The following is a 14,931-nucleotide window of genomic DNA, read 5'->3' as shown; positions in this document are numbered from 1 at the left end:
TTTCAGTGGTTCGGATCGGCGGCTATCATACCGCGCTAATTAATCCCGCGCAGAACGGAGTACCCCAATGACCGCTTTTAGCCTCGTTTACACCCTGCATGTGCTGTCCGCCCTGGTATGGGTCGGCGGCATGTTTTTCGCCTGGATGGTCCTGCGCCCGGCGGCGATGAAGGCCCTGGAAGGACCCGGCCGTTTGAAGCTGTGGGTAGAAGTGTTTCAAGGTTTTTTTCGCTGGGTCTGGGTCGCGGTGGTGGTTTTGCCGATCAGCGGCGTGGGCATGATTCATCTGCAATACGCCGGGTTTGAAGCGGCACCGCGCTATGTGCAGGTGATGATGGGCTTGTACGTTGTGATGACTGCGCTGTTTATCCGGATCCAGGCGTTGTTGCTGCCGGAATTGCGCACAGCGGTGGACGCGCAGGACTGGCCGGCGGGTGCGGCGGCGCTGGGGAAGATTCGCAAGTTGGTGGGGATTAATCTGATTGTGGGGTTGTTGCTGGTGACGATCGCGGCGGCTCGGCCGATGTTCTAAAAGCTTCGCGGGCAAGCCTCGCTCCTACAGGACTCATGTCGTTCGCGAATATCACAGACGACTCAAAAATTGTAGGAGCGAGGCTTGCCCGCGAAGACTATCGATCAGACGACACACATTTCAGAAACGGCTTACAACCGCTGAACCATCACCGATCCCGCCGCACCCGCAGGCCCTGGCTGGCCATCAACGCCCGGGCGCCCACTCTTGCCGCCATCAGCCTTGTACACCAGGCAACCCTTGGCCTTGCCTCCCGCACCCGGTTTACCGCCAGGCCCGGCCAGACCACCGGCACCGCCGGCGACTTGGACCTTGATCTGTTCGGACGGGTAATCGCGCGGCACTTCCAGGCGGACCAGTGCACCGGCCGCTCCAGGCTGGCCGTCGCTGCCATTGCTGCCGTCGAAACCACGACCGGCCTGGCCCCAGGTGCAACCCGGCTCTTCGCCGTTGGCGCCATCCAGACCAACAAACCCCGGCGCACCCGCACCACCACGTGCGTCCACGGTCAGCTTCGGCGCGTTCAATGATTTGATCTGCAAATTCAGGTTACGACCCGAGCGCGCAGCCTTGAGATACGTCCCTGGCGCACCGCGCGCGGTGATCAGGCTGCCTTCGGACAAATCGGCGCGGCTGACTTTCAGCTCCAGCGCCTGTTCGCCGGGCACGATAGCGATCCGTGCATCACGCCCCAGGTGCAATTCGCCGATCGTCACTTCCGTCACGTTCGAGGGAATCAGCAAAGTGCCGTAGTCGGCGACTTCGAGTTTTTCCAGCTGCAAGGTGCTGGCCGTGTTGGGCAAGCGCATCAGGGAATTGGTTTCGACGCTCACGACCTGGGCGCAGGCCAATGGGCTGATGAGTGCAGCGAGCAGACAGAGTTTACGCATGGGAAGCCCCTGGTACGGCCGGGGCCGGAATGGTTTGCAGGTGGAAAACGCCAAAGAACAGAATCTTCAAGCGATCACGCCAAGGATGGGCGCGACCTTTGAGGCTGCGGTTACACAGCAGCACTTCAAGAAAATGGATAATCGCCAGCAGGGCGCCGGCCATACTGACCAGCAGGTGCAGCGGATTGATAAACGGAATCAGCAGATTGACCAGTACCACCAGCCAGAACAATAGGGTCAACAGCTTCCCCAGCCCCCAAAACACCTTCATACGCTCCCCCGTTGAGAATTATTCTTTGAGCGCACAGTAACGGCTTCCGCAAGGGATAAGCCAGAGGGCAAGAGAAAATTCTTCAACGTGGCCGCCGGATGGCCGACTTTCGGCACCCGGCGGCTCTAGATCAACGTTATGAGTCATGTGTCAGCGGTTGATGTGCAATTCCACACGTCGGTTTTTCGCGCGCCCCTCTTCTGTTTCGTTGTCGGCCACCGGTTGGCTTTCACCTTTGCCTTCGCTGGTGAGTTTGTTTGGCGCCAGGCCCTGGCTCAACAGATAAGCCGCCACGCTGCTGGCGCGACGTTCCGACAAAGCCTGATTGTAGGCATCCGAACCTTTGCTATCGGTATGGCCCACCACTTTGATGCTGACCACGTCCGCGTTCTGCAACTTGGCCATCAATGCATCCAGTTGGCTGCGGGCCGCAGGGGTCAGGTCGGACTTGTCGAACGCGAACAGCACGTTGCCGGCATCGCTCAGGGTGATGACTTCGGAGACCGGTGCAGGCTCGACGGGTTTCACGCTGGCCGGGTATTGCGGCAACGGGCAACCACGATGATCGACCGGGGTATTTTCCGGCGTATCGGGGCAACGATCGCGGCGGTCGAAGACGCCATCGCTGTCTTCGTCGCCATCCTGGGCGTAGCAGATCAAGCCACCGGTCAAGATACCGAGCGCCGCACCACCGGCCGCCCAACCGCCACTTTCGATAGCACCCAGGCCACCGCCGACCAGTCCGCCAATGACGCTGCAGATCGGCCAGGTACGTTGATTCAAGGGGGCAGTGCCATCGCTGTGAGTAGCGCAACCGGTCAACAGGCTGCCAAGCAGCAGAACCGGTAAGACGGTCCGTGTTAGAACGCTCATTTGTGAATGCTCCTGTGTTACCGGCCCATACCGGTTACACAGGAGTAAAGACCCGCATCCGCGACTGCACAAGCCGCGGAGCGGAAGGGACTTTTAACGCTCGATTTTGATTTCGGTGCGACGGTTCTGCGCGCGGCCATCCGCAGTTTTGTTATCGGCCACTGGCTGGCTCTCGCCTTTACCGGTTACCGACACGAAGCTGCTGCGCGGTACGCCATCGTGGATCAGGTATTCCACCACCGAATGCGCACGTTTATCCGACAGTTTCTGGTTGTAGGCATCGCTGCCCACGCTGTCGGTGTGGCCGGTCACGGTCAGGCGCGCGGTAGACGATTCCTGTTTCAGGCGAGTAGCGACTTTGTCGAGCACCTCTTTATCGGATGGAGTCAGTGTGGCTTTGTCGAACTGGAAGTGAACATCGCGGATGACGATGGTTTCTTCCTTGACCACCACGGCCTCTTCAACCACTGGTGCAGGGACTGGCGGAGGGCAACCGTCGGCATCGACCTGCACGCCTTTAGGCGTATGCGGGCACTTGTCACGGCTATCCGGCACGCCATCGCCATCTTCGTCGCCATCACCGTGTACCCAGCAATAAGCGGCTGCCGTGCCGCCGACCAGCAGCGCACCATACCCCGCCCATGCCGAACTTTCGGTGGCACCGAGACCGGCACCCACGACACCGCCGACCGCCGCACAGGTCGGCCAGTCGGTTTTCTGCAAACCTGCGCAACCAGTCAACACACTGGTTAGCAGAACCAAGGGTAATGCTGTCCGAACTATGCTCATCTAGTTTTCTCCTGAGGGATCGGCTTAAAACCGATTCAGGGAGTAAAGACCGGAGTTTTAATCTCCGCCAGCAATAGGCCATTGCCGTTTTGCCCAATGTTCACGGCAGATCGGCACTTTTGCCACTCGGTGGCTCTAGGCCCGGACGTTGGGGCAGGCTAGTCTTGGCAGTTCTGATTGAGGATCTTCGATGATTGCAGGTATTTCTTCACGCACGCCCCAGCAGGCATTGGCCGCTTTGCTTGACCGCTATGCCCCGGCGCGCCTGTTGCTGATTGGCGCCAGCCAGTTCCCGGCGCTGGAAGCGTTCAAGCTCGCGCACCCGGACAGTTGCGTCGCTCATGCGGAACCCGGGCCACTGCCGGCAGAGCTGGCGGCGCGGCGCTTTGACCTGGCGCTGGTGGTCGATTGCCTGGAGCACTTGCCCAAACGCGATGGTTTGAATCTGTTGGGCGGGATCCGCAACCTGAACGCCAGTCGCATCGCGGTGTTGGCGGATTTGCCGGCCAGCGGCTGGCAGGAAACCGATTTCTTCTCCCTGGCCTTGCAAGCCAGCGAACGTTTCCAGCGTGAGGAGCAGGTGTTGACGCTGTTCACCTATGATCTTCTTGACTATAAACAGGTGCCCGACTGGCTCAATTCAAGGTTCTGGGCCAATCCGGAAAACTTCGGGAAATACTGGTGGTAACGCAATGAGTACATCCATTTGCCCTTGCGGCAGCGGCACCCTGCTCGATGCCTGCTGCGGTCATTACCATGCCGGCCATCCGGCCCCTTGCGCCGAAGCCTTGATGCGCTCGCGCTACAGCGCCTACGTGCTGGGGCTGATCGACTATCTGGTGGCGACCACCCTGCCCGCCCAACAGTCGGGGCTCGATCGTCAGTCCATCAGCGACTGGAGCGCCCAGAGCACCTGGCTCGGTCTTGAAGTGGAAAGCTCCGAGGTGTTTGGCGGTCAACCGGAACATGCCTTCGTGACCTTCACGGCCCGCTGGCACGATGGCGGCGGCGAACACAGTCACCGCGAGCGTTCCTCGTTTGTGCAGAACAACGGCCACTGGTACTTCATCGACCCGACCGTACAGCTCAAGGCCGGGCGCAATGACGCCTGCCCGTGTGCGAGCGGGCAGAAATTCAAGAAGTGTTGCGCAGGATATTTCGGCGCTTGAGATGATGGTCACCCTGTAGCAGCTGCCGAAGGCTGCGTTCGACTGCGCAGCAGTCGTGAGATCAGGCGCCGCGGTGTGCCGGTTAGACCGAGTTGCCAGGATGGCGACTGCTTCGCAGCCGAACGCAGGCTTCGCCAGCTGCTACAAGGGAGAAACCTCACCATGATCCGTCAACGCCACGCCTTACATCTGCTCACCCTGCTCATCCTCCTGAGCCTGGGCGGTTGCGCCTCCTGGTTCAGCAGCGACGAACCCGATCCCCAGGTGCATCTGGTCAAGGTCGAAGTTGTGCGGGCCAAGCTGCTGGAACAGAAATTCATCCTGCACTTTCGCGTCGATAACCCCAACGACAGTGACTTGACCGTCCGCAGCCTGGAGTACCGCATTCATCTGGGCGACATGCTGCTGACAGAAGGCGAGCACGAGCACTGGTTCACGGTGAGTCCCAAGCACAGCGCGTATTTCAAAGTGCCGATCCGCACCAACCTGTGGCCCAAGGTTCGCGACCTGGTGAAAATGCTCAAAAGCCCCAAGCAACCCATTCCCTATCGTCTGGAAGGTGAACTGGAAACCGGTTTATTCATCGCGCACTACGTGCACCTTGCGCGTAATGGCGTGATAATCCCCGCCGATTTAATTCCGGAGTAACCCCGATGACCCAGCAACCCCATGTTCATGGCCCTGACTGCAATCACGATCACGACGATCATGCCCATGACCATCACGACCATGGCCATGTCCACGGCCCGAACTGCGGCCACGCTCACCAGGAACCGGTGCGCAACGCCCTGAAAGACGTCGGCCGCAACGACCCTTGCCCATGCGGCAACGGCAAGAAATTCAAGAAGTGCCACGGCGCTTGATGCTTCGGGCGGAGATTTGCTTCGCCAGTTGAATCGCCTTCGCGAGCAGGCTCGCTCCCACATTTTGATCGGCGCCGTACACAGGCTTCGTGTACACAGCAGATCCCCTGTGGGAGCGGGCTTGCTCGCGAAAGCGGCGGCACATTCAACATCACTGTCTCAGACATACCGCTTTCGCGAGCAAGCCCGCTCCCACAGGGATTTCATTCAGGCTTCAGTATCTGCGCGGTGCTGGTGACCGTCGCGTATTCGCCATGCAGGTTGCCCAGCGACATGGCATGCACTTCTTCAGCGGAATGCGCATTACCGAAAAAATCGGCCTTGTCGAAGGTAAAGCAAGCGTCCTCCGCCACCCAGGTATCAAACCCCAGGTTCCCGGCCGTGCGCGCCGTGGACTCAACCGAGTTGTTAGTCGCCACGCCAACGATAATCAACTGATCAATCCCCGCTTCGCGCAACCGCGCCTCCAGCCCTGTCGCACAAAACGCATCCGGCACCTGTTTCTGAATCAGTTGCTCGCCCGCCATTGGCTGGAACCGCTCCTGAAACTCCACCCCCGATTGCTCGGGCCAGAACACCGAATCCGCTGAGCGGGACAGGTGTTGCACGTGGATCACCGGCCGGGATGTGCGCCGCCAAAACACCAGTAAATCGAGAATGCGCTCCTCGGCCTGAGGATTATTTCGACGCCCAAGCCTGGGCTGCAGGATGCCTTTTTGCTGGTCGATGATGATCAGCGCTGCGTTGGTCTTGAGCTCCATGCTGACTTTTCTCATGTCGGGTCATTGAATTTCACGCACTTCAGCATCACCTCTTCCTACAGGCAAGCTCTCCAGTGCAAACAGGACGACCTAATGCGAGCGGTTGCTGTCCGTACCTTATGACGTCTATTTTTTGGAGTACTCCATGATCGACCTGTATTACTGGACCACCCCCAACGGCCACAAAATCTCGATTTTCCTCGAGGAGGCCGGCCTCAAGTACGACGTGCACCCGATCAACATCAGCCAGAACGACCAGTTCAAGCCTGAATTCCTGAAAATCTCCCCGAACAACAAAATCCCGGCCATCGTCGATCATGAGCCTGCGGATGGTGGTGAGCCGTTGTCGCTGTTCGAGTCCGGGGCCATTCTGCTGTACCTGGCAGAGAAAACCGGCCAGTTCCTGCCCAAAGACCTGCGTGGGCGCCAGCAAGCCTTGCAATGGCTGTTCTGGCAGATGGGCGGTCTGGGGCCGATGGCCGGGCAGAATCATCACTTCAGTCAGTTCGCGCCTGAGAAAATCCCCTACGCGATCAAACGCTACATCGACGAAACCGCCCGCCTCTACGGTGTGCTCGACAAACAACTGGCGAGCAATGAGTTTGTCGCCGGGGATGAGTACAGCATTGCCGACATGGCGATCTACCCGTGGATCGTTTCCCACAAGTGGCAGAGCCAGAACCTCGAAGACTTCCCGAATGTGCTGCGCTGGTTCACCCACATCCAGAACCGACCGGCGACAGTGAAGGCGTATGCGATTGCGGCGAAGGTGAATCCGCCTAAATCCTGACCGTTGATCGTTCCCACGCAGAGCGTGGGAACGATCACTGTGAAGAAATAACCCCGCCGCCGCTTGCGCGGCCACCTCCTGCTCACTAACGTAGCGCCTTTATTGCGTTACTACCCCCGCAGGAGCTTTGCCATGGCCTCGCCAGCCCTCACACATTTTCTTCCCCGGTTCGGCGTTGCCGCAGCAGTGGCCGGTGTTTTGAGCCTGACCGGTTGTCAGACCTGGAACACCCAGGACACCCTCCCGCCGACCTCCGGCGTGCAGCCGCTCAAGGGCCTGGCGCAGAACGTTTCGGTTCGGCGCAATGCCATGGGCATGCCGTTGATCGAAAGCAACAGCTTCCACGACGCGCTGTTCGCCCTCGGGTATGTCCACGCCAGCGACCGCCTCACGCAAATGGTGACCATGCGCCTGCTGGCCGAGGGCCGCCTGTCAGAAATGTCCGGTGCGGACCTGCTCGACGCCGACCGCTATATGCGCGCGGTCAACCTGAAGAAAAGCGCCGGTGAGCTATACAAAGCTTCTTCGCCACGGCTCAAGCGCTTCTTTGAAGTGTATGCCCGAGGCGTCAACGCCTACCTGTTCCGTTATCGCGACAAGCTGCCGGCCGATCTCGCCGCCAGCGGCTACAAGCCTGAATATTGGAAGCCGGAAGATTCGGCGCTGATTTTCTGCCTGTTGAATTTCAGCCAGTCGGCCAACCTGCCGGAAGAAATCTCTTCGCTAGTGCTGGCGCAAACCGTCAACACCGACAAGCTCCCATGGCTGACGCCGTCCGCGCCCGACGAAAAGCTGCCAACGGGCGAAGCCGACAAGCTCCAGGGCATCAAGCTCAACGGCGCGATCCCGGGCCTGGCGGAAATCACCAAGGCCACCGGGCAACTGTCCGATCTGAATCTGCTCGGCGCCACCTCGTCGAACAACTGGGCCATTGGCCCGCAACGCAGCCGCAGCGGCAAAAGCCTGCTGGCCAGCGACAGTCACGGGCCGATGGGCGTGCCGTCGTTGTTCAGCTACGTGCAGATCCGCGCGCCGAAATATCAGGCGGCAGGCGTCAGCATTGCCGGCCTGCCCATGGTGCTCGGCGGTTTCAACGGCAAAGTGGCGTGGAGCATGACCTCGGTCATGGGCGACAACCAGGACCTGTTCCTGGAAAAAATCAAACGCCAAGGCAACGGCCTGACCTACGAAGCCAATGGCAAATGGCAGCCGGTGGTGGTGCGTAACGAAACCTACTTCGTCAAAGGCCAGCGACCGCTTCGCGAAGCGGTGTATGAAACCCGCCACGGGCCGCTGCTCAACAGCGCCCAGGGTCTGACCATGGCCAACGGTTTCGGCCTCGCCTTGCAGACTCCAAGCTTCACCGACGACAAGACCCTGGACGCGTTCTTCGACCTGTCCCGCGCGCAAACCGTCGAGAAAGCCTCGGACGCGAGCCGTGAAATCCGCGCCATCGCCCTGAACCTGGTATTTGCCGACGCCAGCAACATCGGCTGGCAAGTCACCGGTCGCTACCCGAACCGTCGCGAAGGCGAAGGCCTGTTGCCGTCGCCGGGCTGGGACGGTCGCTACGATTGGGACGGTTACGCCGACCCGATGCTGCACCCGTATGACCAGGATCCGGCCCAAGGCTGGCTCGGCACCGCCAACCAGCGGGTCATTCCCCATGGCTACGGCATGCAGTTGTCGAATTCCTGGTCCGCCCCGGAACGTGGCGAGCGCATGGCCGAACTGGCCGGCGCAGGCAAGCACGACAGCCGCAGCCTGATCGCCATGCAGTACGACCAGACCACCACCTTCGCCGCCAAACTGAAGAAAATGTTTGAAGCGCCGGGCATGGCCCAGCCGCTGAAACAGGCGATCGAAGCGTTGCCGGAAGCTGATCGCGGCAAGGCTCGCGAGGCGTTGACGCGGTTGATGGCGTTCGACGGCAAGCTCGGCCCGACGTCTGCCGATGCTGCAATCTATGAGCTGTTCCTGCAGGAAAGCACCAAGCAAATCTTCCTCGACGAACTGGGCCCGGAAAGCAGCCCTGCTTGGAAGGCGTTTATCGCCAACGGCAAGTTGTCCTACGCGGCCCAGGCCGATCACCTGCTCGGTCGCGAAGACAGCCCGTTCTGGGATGACGCGCGCACCCCGCAGAAAGAAGACAAACCGGCGATCCTCGCCCGTAGCCTGGCAGCGGCCATCAGTGCCGGCGACAGTCAGTTGGGCGGCGATCACAAAGCCTGGCAATGGGGCAAACTGCACCACTATGAGTGGAAGAATGCCAGCGGCCAGACCGCGCGCGGTCCGCTGGCGGCCGGCGGCGATCACACCACGTTGAACACGGCAGCGTTCGCCTGGGGCCAGGACTTCAACACCACGCTGGTGCCGTCCATGCGCTTTATCGTCGACTTCGGCCAGTCCGAACCGCTGATGGGCCAGAACGGTACCGGCCAGTCCGGCAACCCGGCGAGCCCGAACTACCTCGACAGCATCGACCCGTGGCTCAAGGGCCAGTACATGAGCCTGCCGATGCAACCGCAGAACTTCGACAAAGCGTATGGCAAGGCGCGGTTGACCCTGACACCGGGTAAATAACGCTAAACACCGTCCCAATGTGGGAGCGAGCCTGCTCGCGAAGGCGGCATGTCAGTCAACATCATCGTTGCCTGGCACATCGCTTTCGCGAGCAGGCTCGCTCCCACAGTTTTGAATTTTCATTTGCCCTGAAAACCTAATAGAACTTCTCACCTCGCAAAAACCTCCTAGCTAACAAGCCCCCCCATATTGGCAACAACATGGACCTTGTTATCGCGCGTCCCGAAGGTTTGTACTGCCCCGCCGGTGATTTCTATATCGACCCTTGGCGTCCGGTGGAGCGCGCGGTGATTACCCACGCCCACGGCGACCACGCCCGCACCGGCAATCAACATTACCTGGCGGCCGCTCCCGGCGAAGGGATCTTGCGCTCGCGCCTGGGCCAGGACATCAACCTGCAAACCCTGCCCTACGGCCAACGCCTGCTGCACCACGGCGTCACCCTGAGTTTTCATCCCGCTGGCCATGTACTCGGCTCGGCGCAAGTGCGCCTGGAATACGGCGGTGAAGTCTGGGTCGCCTCGGGCGATTACAAGATTGAGCCCGATGGCACCTGCGCGCCGTTCGAACCGGTGCGTTGCCACACTTTCATCACCGAATCGACCTTCGGCCTGCCGATTTATCGCTGGCAGCCCCAGTCGCAGATCTTTGCCGAAATCAATCAGTGGTGGCAGGCCAACATCGCCGCCGAGAAGGCCAGCGTGCTGTTTTGCTACTCCTTCGGTAAGGCCCAGCGCATTCTCCACGGCATCGATGCCAGCCTCGGCCCCATTCTGGTGCACGGCGCGGTGGAACCGCTCAATCAGGTTTATCGCGACAGCGGTATTTACCTGCCACCCACGATTTATGCCGGCGACGTGAAAAAGAGCGATCCGATCATGCGCCAGGCCTTAGTCATCGCCCCACCGTCGGCCGGTGGCAGCACCTGGATGCGCCGGTTCGGCGACTACAGCGACAGTTTCGCCAGCGGCTGGATGCGTTTGCGCGGCACTCGGCGGCGGCGCGGCGTGGATCGGGGTTTCGTGCTGTCGGACCATGCCGACTGGCCGGGCCTGCTCTGGGCCATCGAACAGACCGGCGCCGAACGGGTGATGGTCACCCACGGTTCGGTCGCGGTGCTGGTGCGGCATCTGTGCGAACAAGGGCTGGATGCGCAGGGGTTCAGCACGGAATACGGCGATGACGAGGAAGACCACGGTGTCGTCGCGGAAACCGCCGAGGTGCAAGCATGAAAGCCTTCGCCGAGTTGTACGCCGAGCTCGACGCCACCACTTCGAGCAACGCCAAACTCGCAGCGATGCAGGCTTACTTCGCCCAGGCTGCGCCGGAAGATGCCGCGTGGGCGGTGTATTTTCTCTCAGGTGGCCGGCCTCGGCAGTTGGTGCCGGTGCGCGCGCTGCGGGAACTTGCGGTGGAGATTTCCGGGCTCTCGACGTGGCTGTTCGAAGAGAGTTATCAAGCGGTCGGTGATCTGGCGGAAACCATCTCGCTGGTGCTGCCCGAAGCCACCCACAGTTCTACCGACGGCTTGGCGGTGTGGATCGAAGACAAACTGCTGCCGCTGCGCGGTGAAACCCCGGAGTTCCTGGCCCGGCGCCTTCCAGCCCTGTGGGCGCAACTCGACCGCTCCAGCCTGATGCTGTGCATCAAATTGATCACCGGCAGTTTTCGTGTCGGCGTGTCCAAGTTGCTGGTCACCCGGGCGCTGGCGGCGATGGCCGGGCTCGACAGCAAACGCGTGGCCCAGCGCCTGGTGGGTTACACCGACCTGTCCAACCGACCGACCGCAGCGCATTACCTCAAACTGATCGCGCCACCCTCCGATGACGAACATGCGCAACGGGGCGGCCAGCCGTATCCGTTCTTCCTCGCCCACGCCTTGTCACAACCGGTGGAACAATTCGAAACACTGCTCGGCCCGGCCAGCCAATGGCAGGTGGAATGGAAGTGGGACGGCATCCGTGCCCAAGTGGTCAAGCGTGAAGGCCGATTGTGGATCTGGTCCCGTGGCGAAGAACTGGTCAGCGAACGTTTCCCTGAACTGGAGTTGCTGACCCATGGTTTGCCGGACGGCACGGTGATCGACGGGGAAATCGTGGTCTGGAAATCCACCCACCCAACCACCGAAGACGCCTTCGATCCGCAATCGACAGCGCCACCGGCGGTGCAACCCTTCGCACTGTTGCAACAACGGATTGGCCGTAAAACCCTGGGCAAGAAAATCCTCGAAGAGGTGCCAGTAGTGTTACTCGCCTACGACCTGCTGGAATGGCAAGGCGAAGACTGGCGCAACCACACCCAGGCCGAACGGCGCACTCAACTGGATAAGGTCATCGCCACCTGCAACAGCCCGGTGCTCCTCGCCTCGCCGGTGCTGACCGGTGAAGACTGGCTCGACCTCGCCCGGCAACGGGAAGCGTCGCGACAGCTTGGCGTCGAGGGCATGATGCTCAAGGCGCGGGATGCGATGTATGGCGTCGGCCGGACCAAGGACATGGGCGTGTGGTGGAAATGGAAGGTCGAGCCGTTCAGCGTCGATGCGGTGCTGATCTATGCGCAACGGGGCCATGGTCGCCGGGCGAGCCTGTTCAGCGACTACACCTTCGCCGTCTGGGACGGCCCGCCCGACGCCAGTGAACGGTCGCTGGTACCGTTCGCCAAGGCGTATTCGGGGCTGACCGATGAGGAAATGCGCAAGGTCGACAGCATCGTGCGCAAAACCACCGTGGAGAAGTTCGGGCCAGTGAGCAGCGTGAAACCGAGCCTGGTGTTTGAGCTGGGCTTTGAAGGGATTGCCCTGTCCAAGCGCCACAAAAGTGGAATCGCGGTGCGTTTTCCGAGAATGTTGCGCTGGCGGCAGGATAAGTCGGTGGAAGACGCCGATAGCCTCGCAACCCTGCAAGACCTTCTGACCTGACTCCCACAGGTTTTTGTGTCGATCTGATCTATATTGGTGCAGTAAATTTCCGACGCCCGTTTCCGTGCACAAATCCGCCCCGGCTACTTCTGAATCACTTTTAAAACACTTGTTCGGGACTCTGGTTCGGAAATTGCTACTTTCATTAGGTCTTACGCTTTCCAGTAACAATAATTCTGCGCCACAAGCGCTCATATTGGTTCTTAGGGATTGAATAATGAAAAAAGCATTGCTGACCCTTTCTGCACTGGCGTTGTGCATGGCTGCCGGCTCCGCGCTGGCCAAGGAGTACAAAGAACTGCGTTTTGGCGTTGACCCTTCCTACGCACCCTTCGAGTCCAAAGCGGCCGACGGCAGCCTGGTGGGCTTCGACATCGATCTGGGCAATGCGATCTGCGCCGAGCTGAAGGTCAAGTGCAAATGGGTCGAAAGCGATTTCGACGGCATGATTCCGGGCCTCAAGGCCAACAAATTCGACGGTGTGATCTCTTCGATGACCGTCACCGAAGCGCGCGAAAAAGTCATCGACTTCTCCAGCGAGCTGTTCTCCGGCCCGACCGCCTACGTGTTCAAGAAAGGTTCCGGGGTCACCGCAGACGTCGCTTCGCTCAAGGGCAAGACCGTCGGCTACGAACAAGGCACCATCCAGGAAGCCTATGCAAAAGCCGTTCTGGACAAGGCTGGCGTTAAAACCCAGGCCTACGCCAACCAGGACCAGGTCTATGCCGACTTGACTTCCGGGCGTCTCGACGCAGGTATTCAGGACATGCTGCAAGCCGAACTGGGCTTCCTGAAGTCGCCACAAGGTGCCGATTACGATGTCAGCAAGCCAGTCGACAACGCTTTGCTCCCGGCCAAAACGGCTGTCGGTATTAAGAAAGGTAACACCGAGCTGAAAGCGCTTTTGGATAAAGGTATCAAAGCGTTACACGACGATGGCAAATACGCCGAGATTCAAAAGAAACACTTTGGCGATCTGAATCTGTACAGCGGCAAATAATGCCCGGCGCCCATCTCGCGATGGGCGCTTTTTTCATCCGATCAGGTTGCTGATTTATGTTCGAAAACCTATTACAAAACCTGGGGCTCTCAGCCTTCAGCTTGAAGGGCTTCGGTCCTTTGCTGATGGAAGGCACCTGGATGACCATCAAATTATCGGCGTTGTCGCTGCTGGTGGCCGTATTGCTCGGCCTGCTCGGCGCCACCGCCAAACTGTCAAAAGTCAAACTGGTGCGGGTTCCGGCCCAGATCTACACCACGCTGATTCGTGGCGTGCCGGACCTGGTGCTGATGCTGCTGATCTTCTACAGCCTGCAAACCTGGTTGACGTCGTTTACCGATTTCATGGAATGGGAATACATCGAGATCAACCCGTTCAGCGCCGGGGTCATTACCCTGGGCTTCATTTATGGTGCGTATTTCACCGAAACCTTCCGCGGGGCGATCCTCGCCGTGCCTCGGGGCCAGGTCGAAGCCGCTACCGCTTATGGCCTCAAACGCGGCCAGCGTTTTCGAATCGTGGTGTTCCCGCAAATGATGCGTTTCGCCCTGCCGGGTATCGGCAACAACTGGATGGTGATGCTCAAGGCCACCGCGCTGGTGTCGATCATCGGCCTCGCCGATTTGGTCAAAGCCGCGCAGGACGCTGGTAAAAGCACCTACCAACTGTTTTATTTCCTGGTGCTTGCCGCGCTGATCTACCTGGTCATCACCAGCGCTTCCAACTTCGTCCTGCGCTGGCTCGAACGCCGTTACGCCGCCGGTTCCCGGGAGGCCGTACGATGATCGAACTCTTGCAGGAATACTGGAAACCCTTCCTTTATAGCGACGGCAACAACATCACCGGCCTGGCCATGACCCTGTGGCTGCTCAGTGCCTCGATCTTCATCGGTTTCCTGGTGTCGATCCCGCTGTCCATCGCCCGGGTGTCGCCACATTTCTATATTCGCTGGCCGGTGCAGTTCTACACCTACCTGTTCCGTGGCACGCCGCTCTACATCCAATTGCTGATTTGCTACACCGGGATCTACAGCCTGGCAGCCATTCGTGCGCAACCAGTGCTGGATGCGTTCTTCCGCGATGCGATGAACTGCACCATCCTCGCCTTCGCCCTGAACACCTGCGCCTACACCACGGAGATTTTCGCCGGGGCGATCCGCAGCATGAACCACGGTGAAGTCGAAGCGGCCAAGGCCTATGGTCTGACTGGCTGGAAGCTGTATGCCTACGTGATCATGCCTTCGGCCCTGCGTCGTTCGTTGCCTTATTACAGCAACGAAGTGATCCTGATGCTGCACTCGACCACCGTGGCGTTCACCGCGACTATCCCCGACATCCTGAAAGTCGCGCGGGACGCCAACTCGGCGACCTTCCTGACCTTTCAGTCGTTCGGCATCGCTGCGCTGATCTACCTGACCGTGACCTTTGCGCTGGTCGGCCTGTTCCGTCTCGCCGAACGTCGATGGCTGGCCTTCCTCGGGCCGACTCACTAGG

Annotated in this window: 17 protein-coding genes; 12 read left to right on the top strand and 5 right to left on the bottom strand. The window is 60.0% G+C overall.

Features of this window, described 5'->3' with window-relative positions; genetic code table 11:
• Nucleotides 1-67 precede the first annotated feature (67 nt).
• Complete coding sequence (locus LOY68_RS06610; protein ID WP_265043718.1) at nt 68-532, top strand: CopD family protein; 465 nt, start codon at nt 68-70, stop codon at nt 530-532.
• A gap of 131 nt (nt 533-663) precedes the next feature.
• Here the strand turns inward: LOY68_RS06610 and LOY68_RS06605 are convergent, their stop codons facing one another.
• The 4 genes from LOY68_RS06605 to LOY68_RS06590 all read right to left on the bottom strand — a co-directional run bounded on the left by LOY68_RS06605 (nt 664) and on the right by LOY68_RS06590 (nt 3,355).
• Nucleotides 664-1,422 carry a collagen-like protein gene (locus LOY68_RS06605; protein WP_265043717.1) on the bottom strand — a complete coding sequence of 253 codons (759 nt, stop codon included), beginning with the start codon at nt 1,420-1,422 and terminating at the stop codon, nt 664-666.
• Nucleotides 1,415-1,693 (bottom strand): DUF1145 domain-containing protein, encoded by a 279-nt coding sequence (locus tag LOY68_RS06600; RefSeq protein WP_054046970.1) that lies wholly within the window; start codon nt 1,691-1,693, stop codon nt 1,415-1,417. The genes LOY68_RS06605 and LOY68_RS06600 overlap by 8 nt, the downstream gene beginning before the upstream one ends.
• 150 nt (nt 1,694-1,843) lie before the next feature.
• The gene (locus LOY68_RS06595; protein ID WP_054046972.1) at nt 1,844-2,566 is read right to left on the bottom strand and encodes an OmpA family protein; all 723 of its coding nucleotides are present in this window, start codon (nt 2,564-2,566) and stop codon (nt 1,844-1,846) included.
• A 93-nt stretch (nt 2,567-2,659) separates the two neighbouring features.
• A complete protein-coding gene (locus LOY68_RS06590) occupies nt 2,660-3,355 on the bottom strand; it encodes an OmpA family protein (protein WP_163908835.1) in 696 nt (231 codons plus the stop codon).
• A gap of 190 nt (nt 3,356-3,545) precedes the next feature.
• Between LOY68_RS06590 and LOY68_RS06585 the strand changes: the two genes are divergently transcribed.
• The 4 genes from LOY68_RS06585 (at nt 3,546) to LOY68_RS06570 (ending at nt 5,387) form a co-directional block, all read left to right on the top strand.
• Nucleotides 3,546-4,043 carry a DUF6231 family protein gene (locus LOY68_RS06585; protein ID WP_163908834.1) on the top strand — a complete coding sequence of 166 codons (498 nt, stop codon included), beginning with the start codon at nt 3,546-3,548 and terminating at the stop codon, nt 4,041-4,043.
• Nucleotides 4,044-4,047: 4 nt separating this feature from the next.
• A complete protein-coding gene (locus tag LOY68_RS06580) occupies nt 4,048-4,524 on the top strand; it encodes a YchJ family protein (RefSeq protein ID WP_163908833.1) in 477 nt (158 codons plus the stop codon).
• Between the two features lie 162 nt (nt 4,525-4,686).
• Complete coding sequence (locus LOY68_RS06575; protein WP_265043712.1) at nt 4,687-5,172, top strand: LEA type 2 family protein; 486 nt, start codon at nt 4,687-4,689, stop codon at nt 5,170-5,172.
• A 5-nt stretch (nt 5,173-5,177) separates the two neighbouring features.
• Entirely contained in the window at nt 5,178-5,387 is a 210-nt protein-coding gene (locus LOY68_RS06570) for an SEC-C metal-binding domain-containing protein (RefSeq protein WP_265043711.1), read from the top strand.
• Between the two features lie 203 nt (nt 5,388-5,590).
• Here the strand turns inward: LOY68_RS06570 and LOY68_RS06565 are convergent, their stop codons facing one another.
• Nucleotides 5,591-6,148, bottom strand: a complete 558-nt coding sequence (locus LOY68_RS06565) for a cysteine hydrolase family protein (protein WP_265045751.1) — start codon at nt 6,146-6,148, stop codon at nt 5,591-5,593.
• A gap of 145 nt (nt 6,149-6,293) precedes the next feature.
• On the opposite strand from LOY68_RS06565, the gene LOY68_RS06560 reads away from it, so the two are divergent.
• The 7 genes from LOY68_RS06560 (at nt 6,294) to LOY68_RS06530 (ending at nt 14,930) form a co-directional block, all read left to right on the top strand.
• A complete protein-coding gene (locus tag LOY68_RS06560) occupies nt 6,294-6,938 on the top strand; it encodes a glutathione binding-like protein (RefSeq protein ID WP_265043709.1) in 645 nt (214 codons plus the stop codon).
• Nucleotides 6,939-7,070: 132 nt separating this feature from the next.
• Nucleotides 7,071-9,521: a penicillin acylase family protein gene (locus tag LOY68_RS06555; RefSeq protein WP_265043707.1), complete on the top strand. Its 2,451-nt coding sequence runs from the start codon at nt 7,071-7,073 to the stop codon at nt 9,519-9,521.
• A 200-nt stretch (nt 9,522-9,721) separates the two neighbouring features.
• Complete coding sequence (locus LOY68_RS06550; protein ID WP_163908829.1) at nt 9,722-10,753, top strand: ligase-associated DNA damage response exonuclease; 1,032 nt, start codon at nt 9,722-9,724, stop codon at nt 10,751-10,753.
• A complete protein-coding gene (locus LOY68_RS06545; RefSeq protein WP_265043705.1) occupies nt 10,750-12,438 on the top strand; it encodes an ATP-dependent DNA ligase in 1,689 nt (562 codons plus the stop codon). The genes LOY68_RS06550 and LOY68_RS06545 overlap by 4 nt, the downstream gene beginning before the upstream one ends.
• 217 nt (nt 12,439-12,655) lie before the next feature.
• Nucleotides 12,656-13,438: a transporter substrate-binding domain-containing protein gene (locus LOY68_RS06540; RefSeq protein ID WP_163908827.1), complete on the top strand. Its 783-nt coding sequence runs from the start codon at nt 12,656-12,658 to the stop codon at nt 13,436-13,438.
• A 56-nt stretch (nt 13,439-13,494) separates the two neighbouring features.
• On the top strand, nt 13,495-14,223 hold the full coding sequence (locus LOY68_RS06535; RefSeq protein ID WP_054046997.1) for an ABC transporter permease: 729 nt from the start codon (nt 13,495-13,497) through the stop codon (nt 14,221-14,223).
• Nucleotides 14,220-14,930, top strand: a complete 711-nt coding sequence (locus LOY68_RS06530) for an ABC transporter permease (RefSeq protein WP_054046999.1) — start codon at nt 14,220-14,222, stop codon at nt 14,928-14,930. The genes LOY68_RS06535 and LOY68_RS06530 overlap by 4 nt, the downstream gene beginning before the upstream one ends.
• The last annotated feature ends 1 nt before the right edge of the window (nt 14,931 follow it).

This window comes from Pseudomonas sp. B21-053, assembly GCF_026016365.1.
Taxonomy (GTDB): domain Bacteria; phylum Pseudomonadota; class Gammaproteobacteria; order Pseudomonadales; family Pseudomonadaceae; genus Aquipseudomonas; species Aquipseudomonas nunensis.
This window is presented reverse-complemented; position numbering and strand designations above follow the sequence as displayed.

What these genes read in the sequence shown, in the direction of transcription:
- LOY68_RS06575 (WP_265043712.1), top strand. Translation starts at nt 4,687, where the DNA reads ATGATCCGTCAACGCCACGCCTTACATCTGCTCACCCTGCTCATCCTC.
- LOY68_RS06530 (WP_054046999.1), top strand. Translation starts at nt 14,220, where the DNA reads ATGATCGAACTCTTGCAGGAATACTGGAAACCCTTCCTTTATAGCGAC.
- LOY68_RS06555 (WP_265043707.1), top strand. Translation starts at nt 7,071, where the DNA reads ATGGCCTCGCCAGCCCTCACACATTTTCTTCCCCGGTTCGGCGTTGCC.
- LOY68_RS06610 (WP_265043718.1), top strand. Translation starts at nt 68, where the DNA reads ATGACCGCTTTTAGCCTCGTTTACACCCTGCATGTGCTGTCCGCCCTG.
- LOY68_RS06585 (WP_163908834.1), top strand. Translation starts at nt 3,546, where the DNA reads ATGATTGCAGGTATTTCTTCACGCACGCCCCAGCAGGCATTGGCCGCT.
- LOY68_RS06565 (WP_265045751.1), bottom strand. Translation starts at nt 6,148, where the DNA reads ATGGAGCTCAAGACCAACGCAGCGCTGATCATCATCGACCAGCAAAAA.
- LOY68_RS06570 (WP_265043711.1), top strand. Translation starts at nt 5,178, where the DNA reads ATGACCCAGCAACCCCATGTTCATGGCCCTGACTGCAATCACGATCAC.
- LOY68_RS06545 (WP_265043705.1), top strand. Translation starts at nt 10,750, where the DNA reads ATGAAAGCCTTCGCCGAGTTGTACGCCGAGCTCGACGCCACCACTTCG.
- LOY68_RS06605 (WP_265043717.1), bottom strand. Translation starts at nt 1,422, where the DNA reads ATGCGTAAACTCTGTCTGCTCGCTGCACTCATCAGCCCATTGGCCTGC.
- LOY68_RS06595 (WP_054046972.1), bottom strand. Translation starts at nt 2,566, where the DNA reads ATGAGCGTTCTAACACGGACCGTCTTACCGGTTCTGCTGCTTGGCAGC.
- LOY68_RS06535 (WP_054046997.1), top strand. Translation starts at nt 13,495, where the DNA reads ATGTTCGAAAACCTATTACAAAACCTGGGGCTCTCAGCCTTCAGCTTG.
- LOY68_RS06600 (WP_054046970.1), bottom strand. Translation starts at nt 1,693, where the DNA reads ATGAAGGTGTTTTGGGGGCTGGGGAAGCTGTTGACCCTATTGTTCTGG.
- LOY68_RS06560 (WP_265043709.1), top strand. Translation starts at nt 6,294, where the DNA reads ATGATCGACCTGTATTACTGGACCACCCCCAACGGCCACAAAATCTCG.
- LOY68_RS06550 (WP_163908829.1), top strand. Translation starts at nt 9,722, where the DNA reads ATGGACCTTGTTATCGCGCGTCCCGAAGGTTTGTACTGCCCCGCCGGT.
- LOY68_RS06540 (WP_163908827.1), top strand. Translation starts at nt 12,656, where the DNA reads ATGAAAAAAGCATTGCTGACCCTTTCTGCACTGGCGTTGTGCATGGCT.
- LOY68_RS06580 (WP_163908833.1), top strand. Translation starts at nt 4,048, where the DNA reads ATGAGTACATCCATTTGCCCTTGCGGCAGCGGCACCCTGCTCGATGCC.
- LOY68_RS06590 (WP_163908835.1), bottom strand. Translation starts at nt 3,355, where the DNA reads ATGAGCATAGTTCGGACAGCATTACCCTTGGTTCTGCTAACCAGTGTG.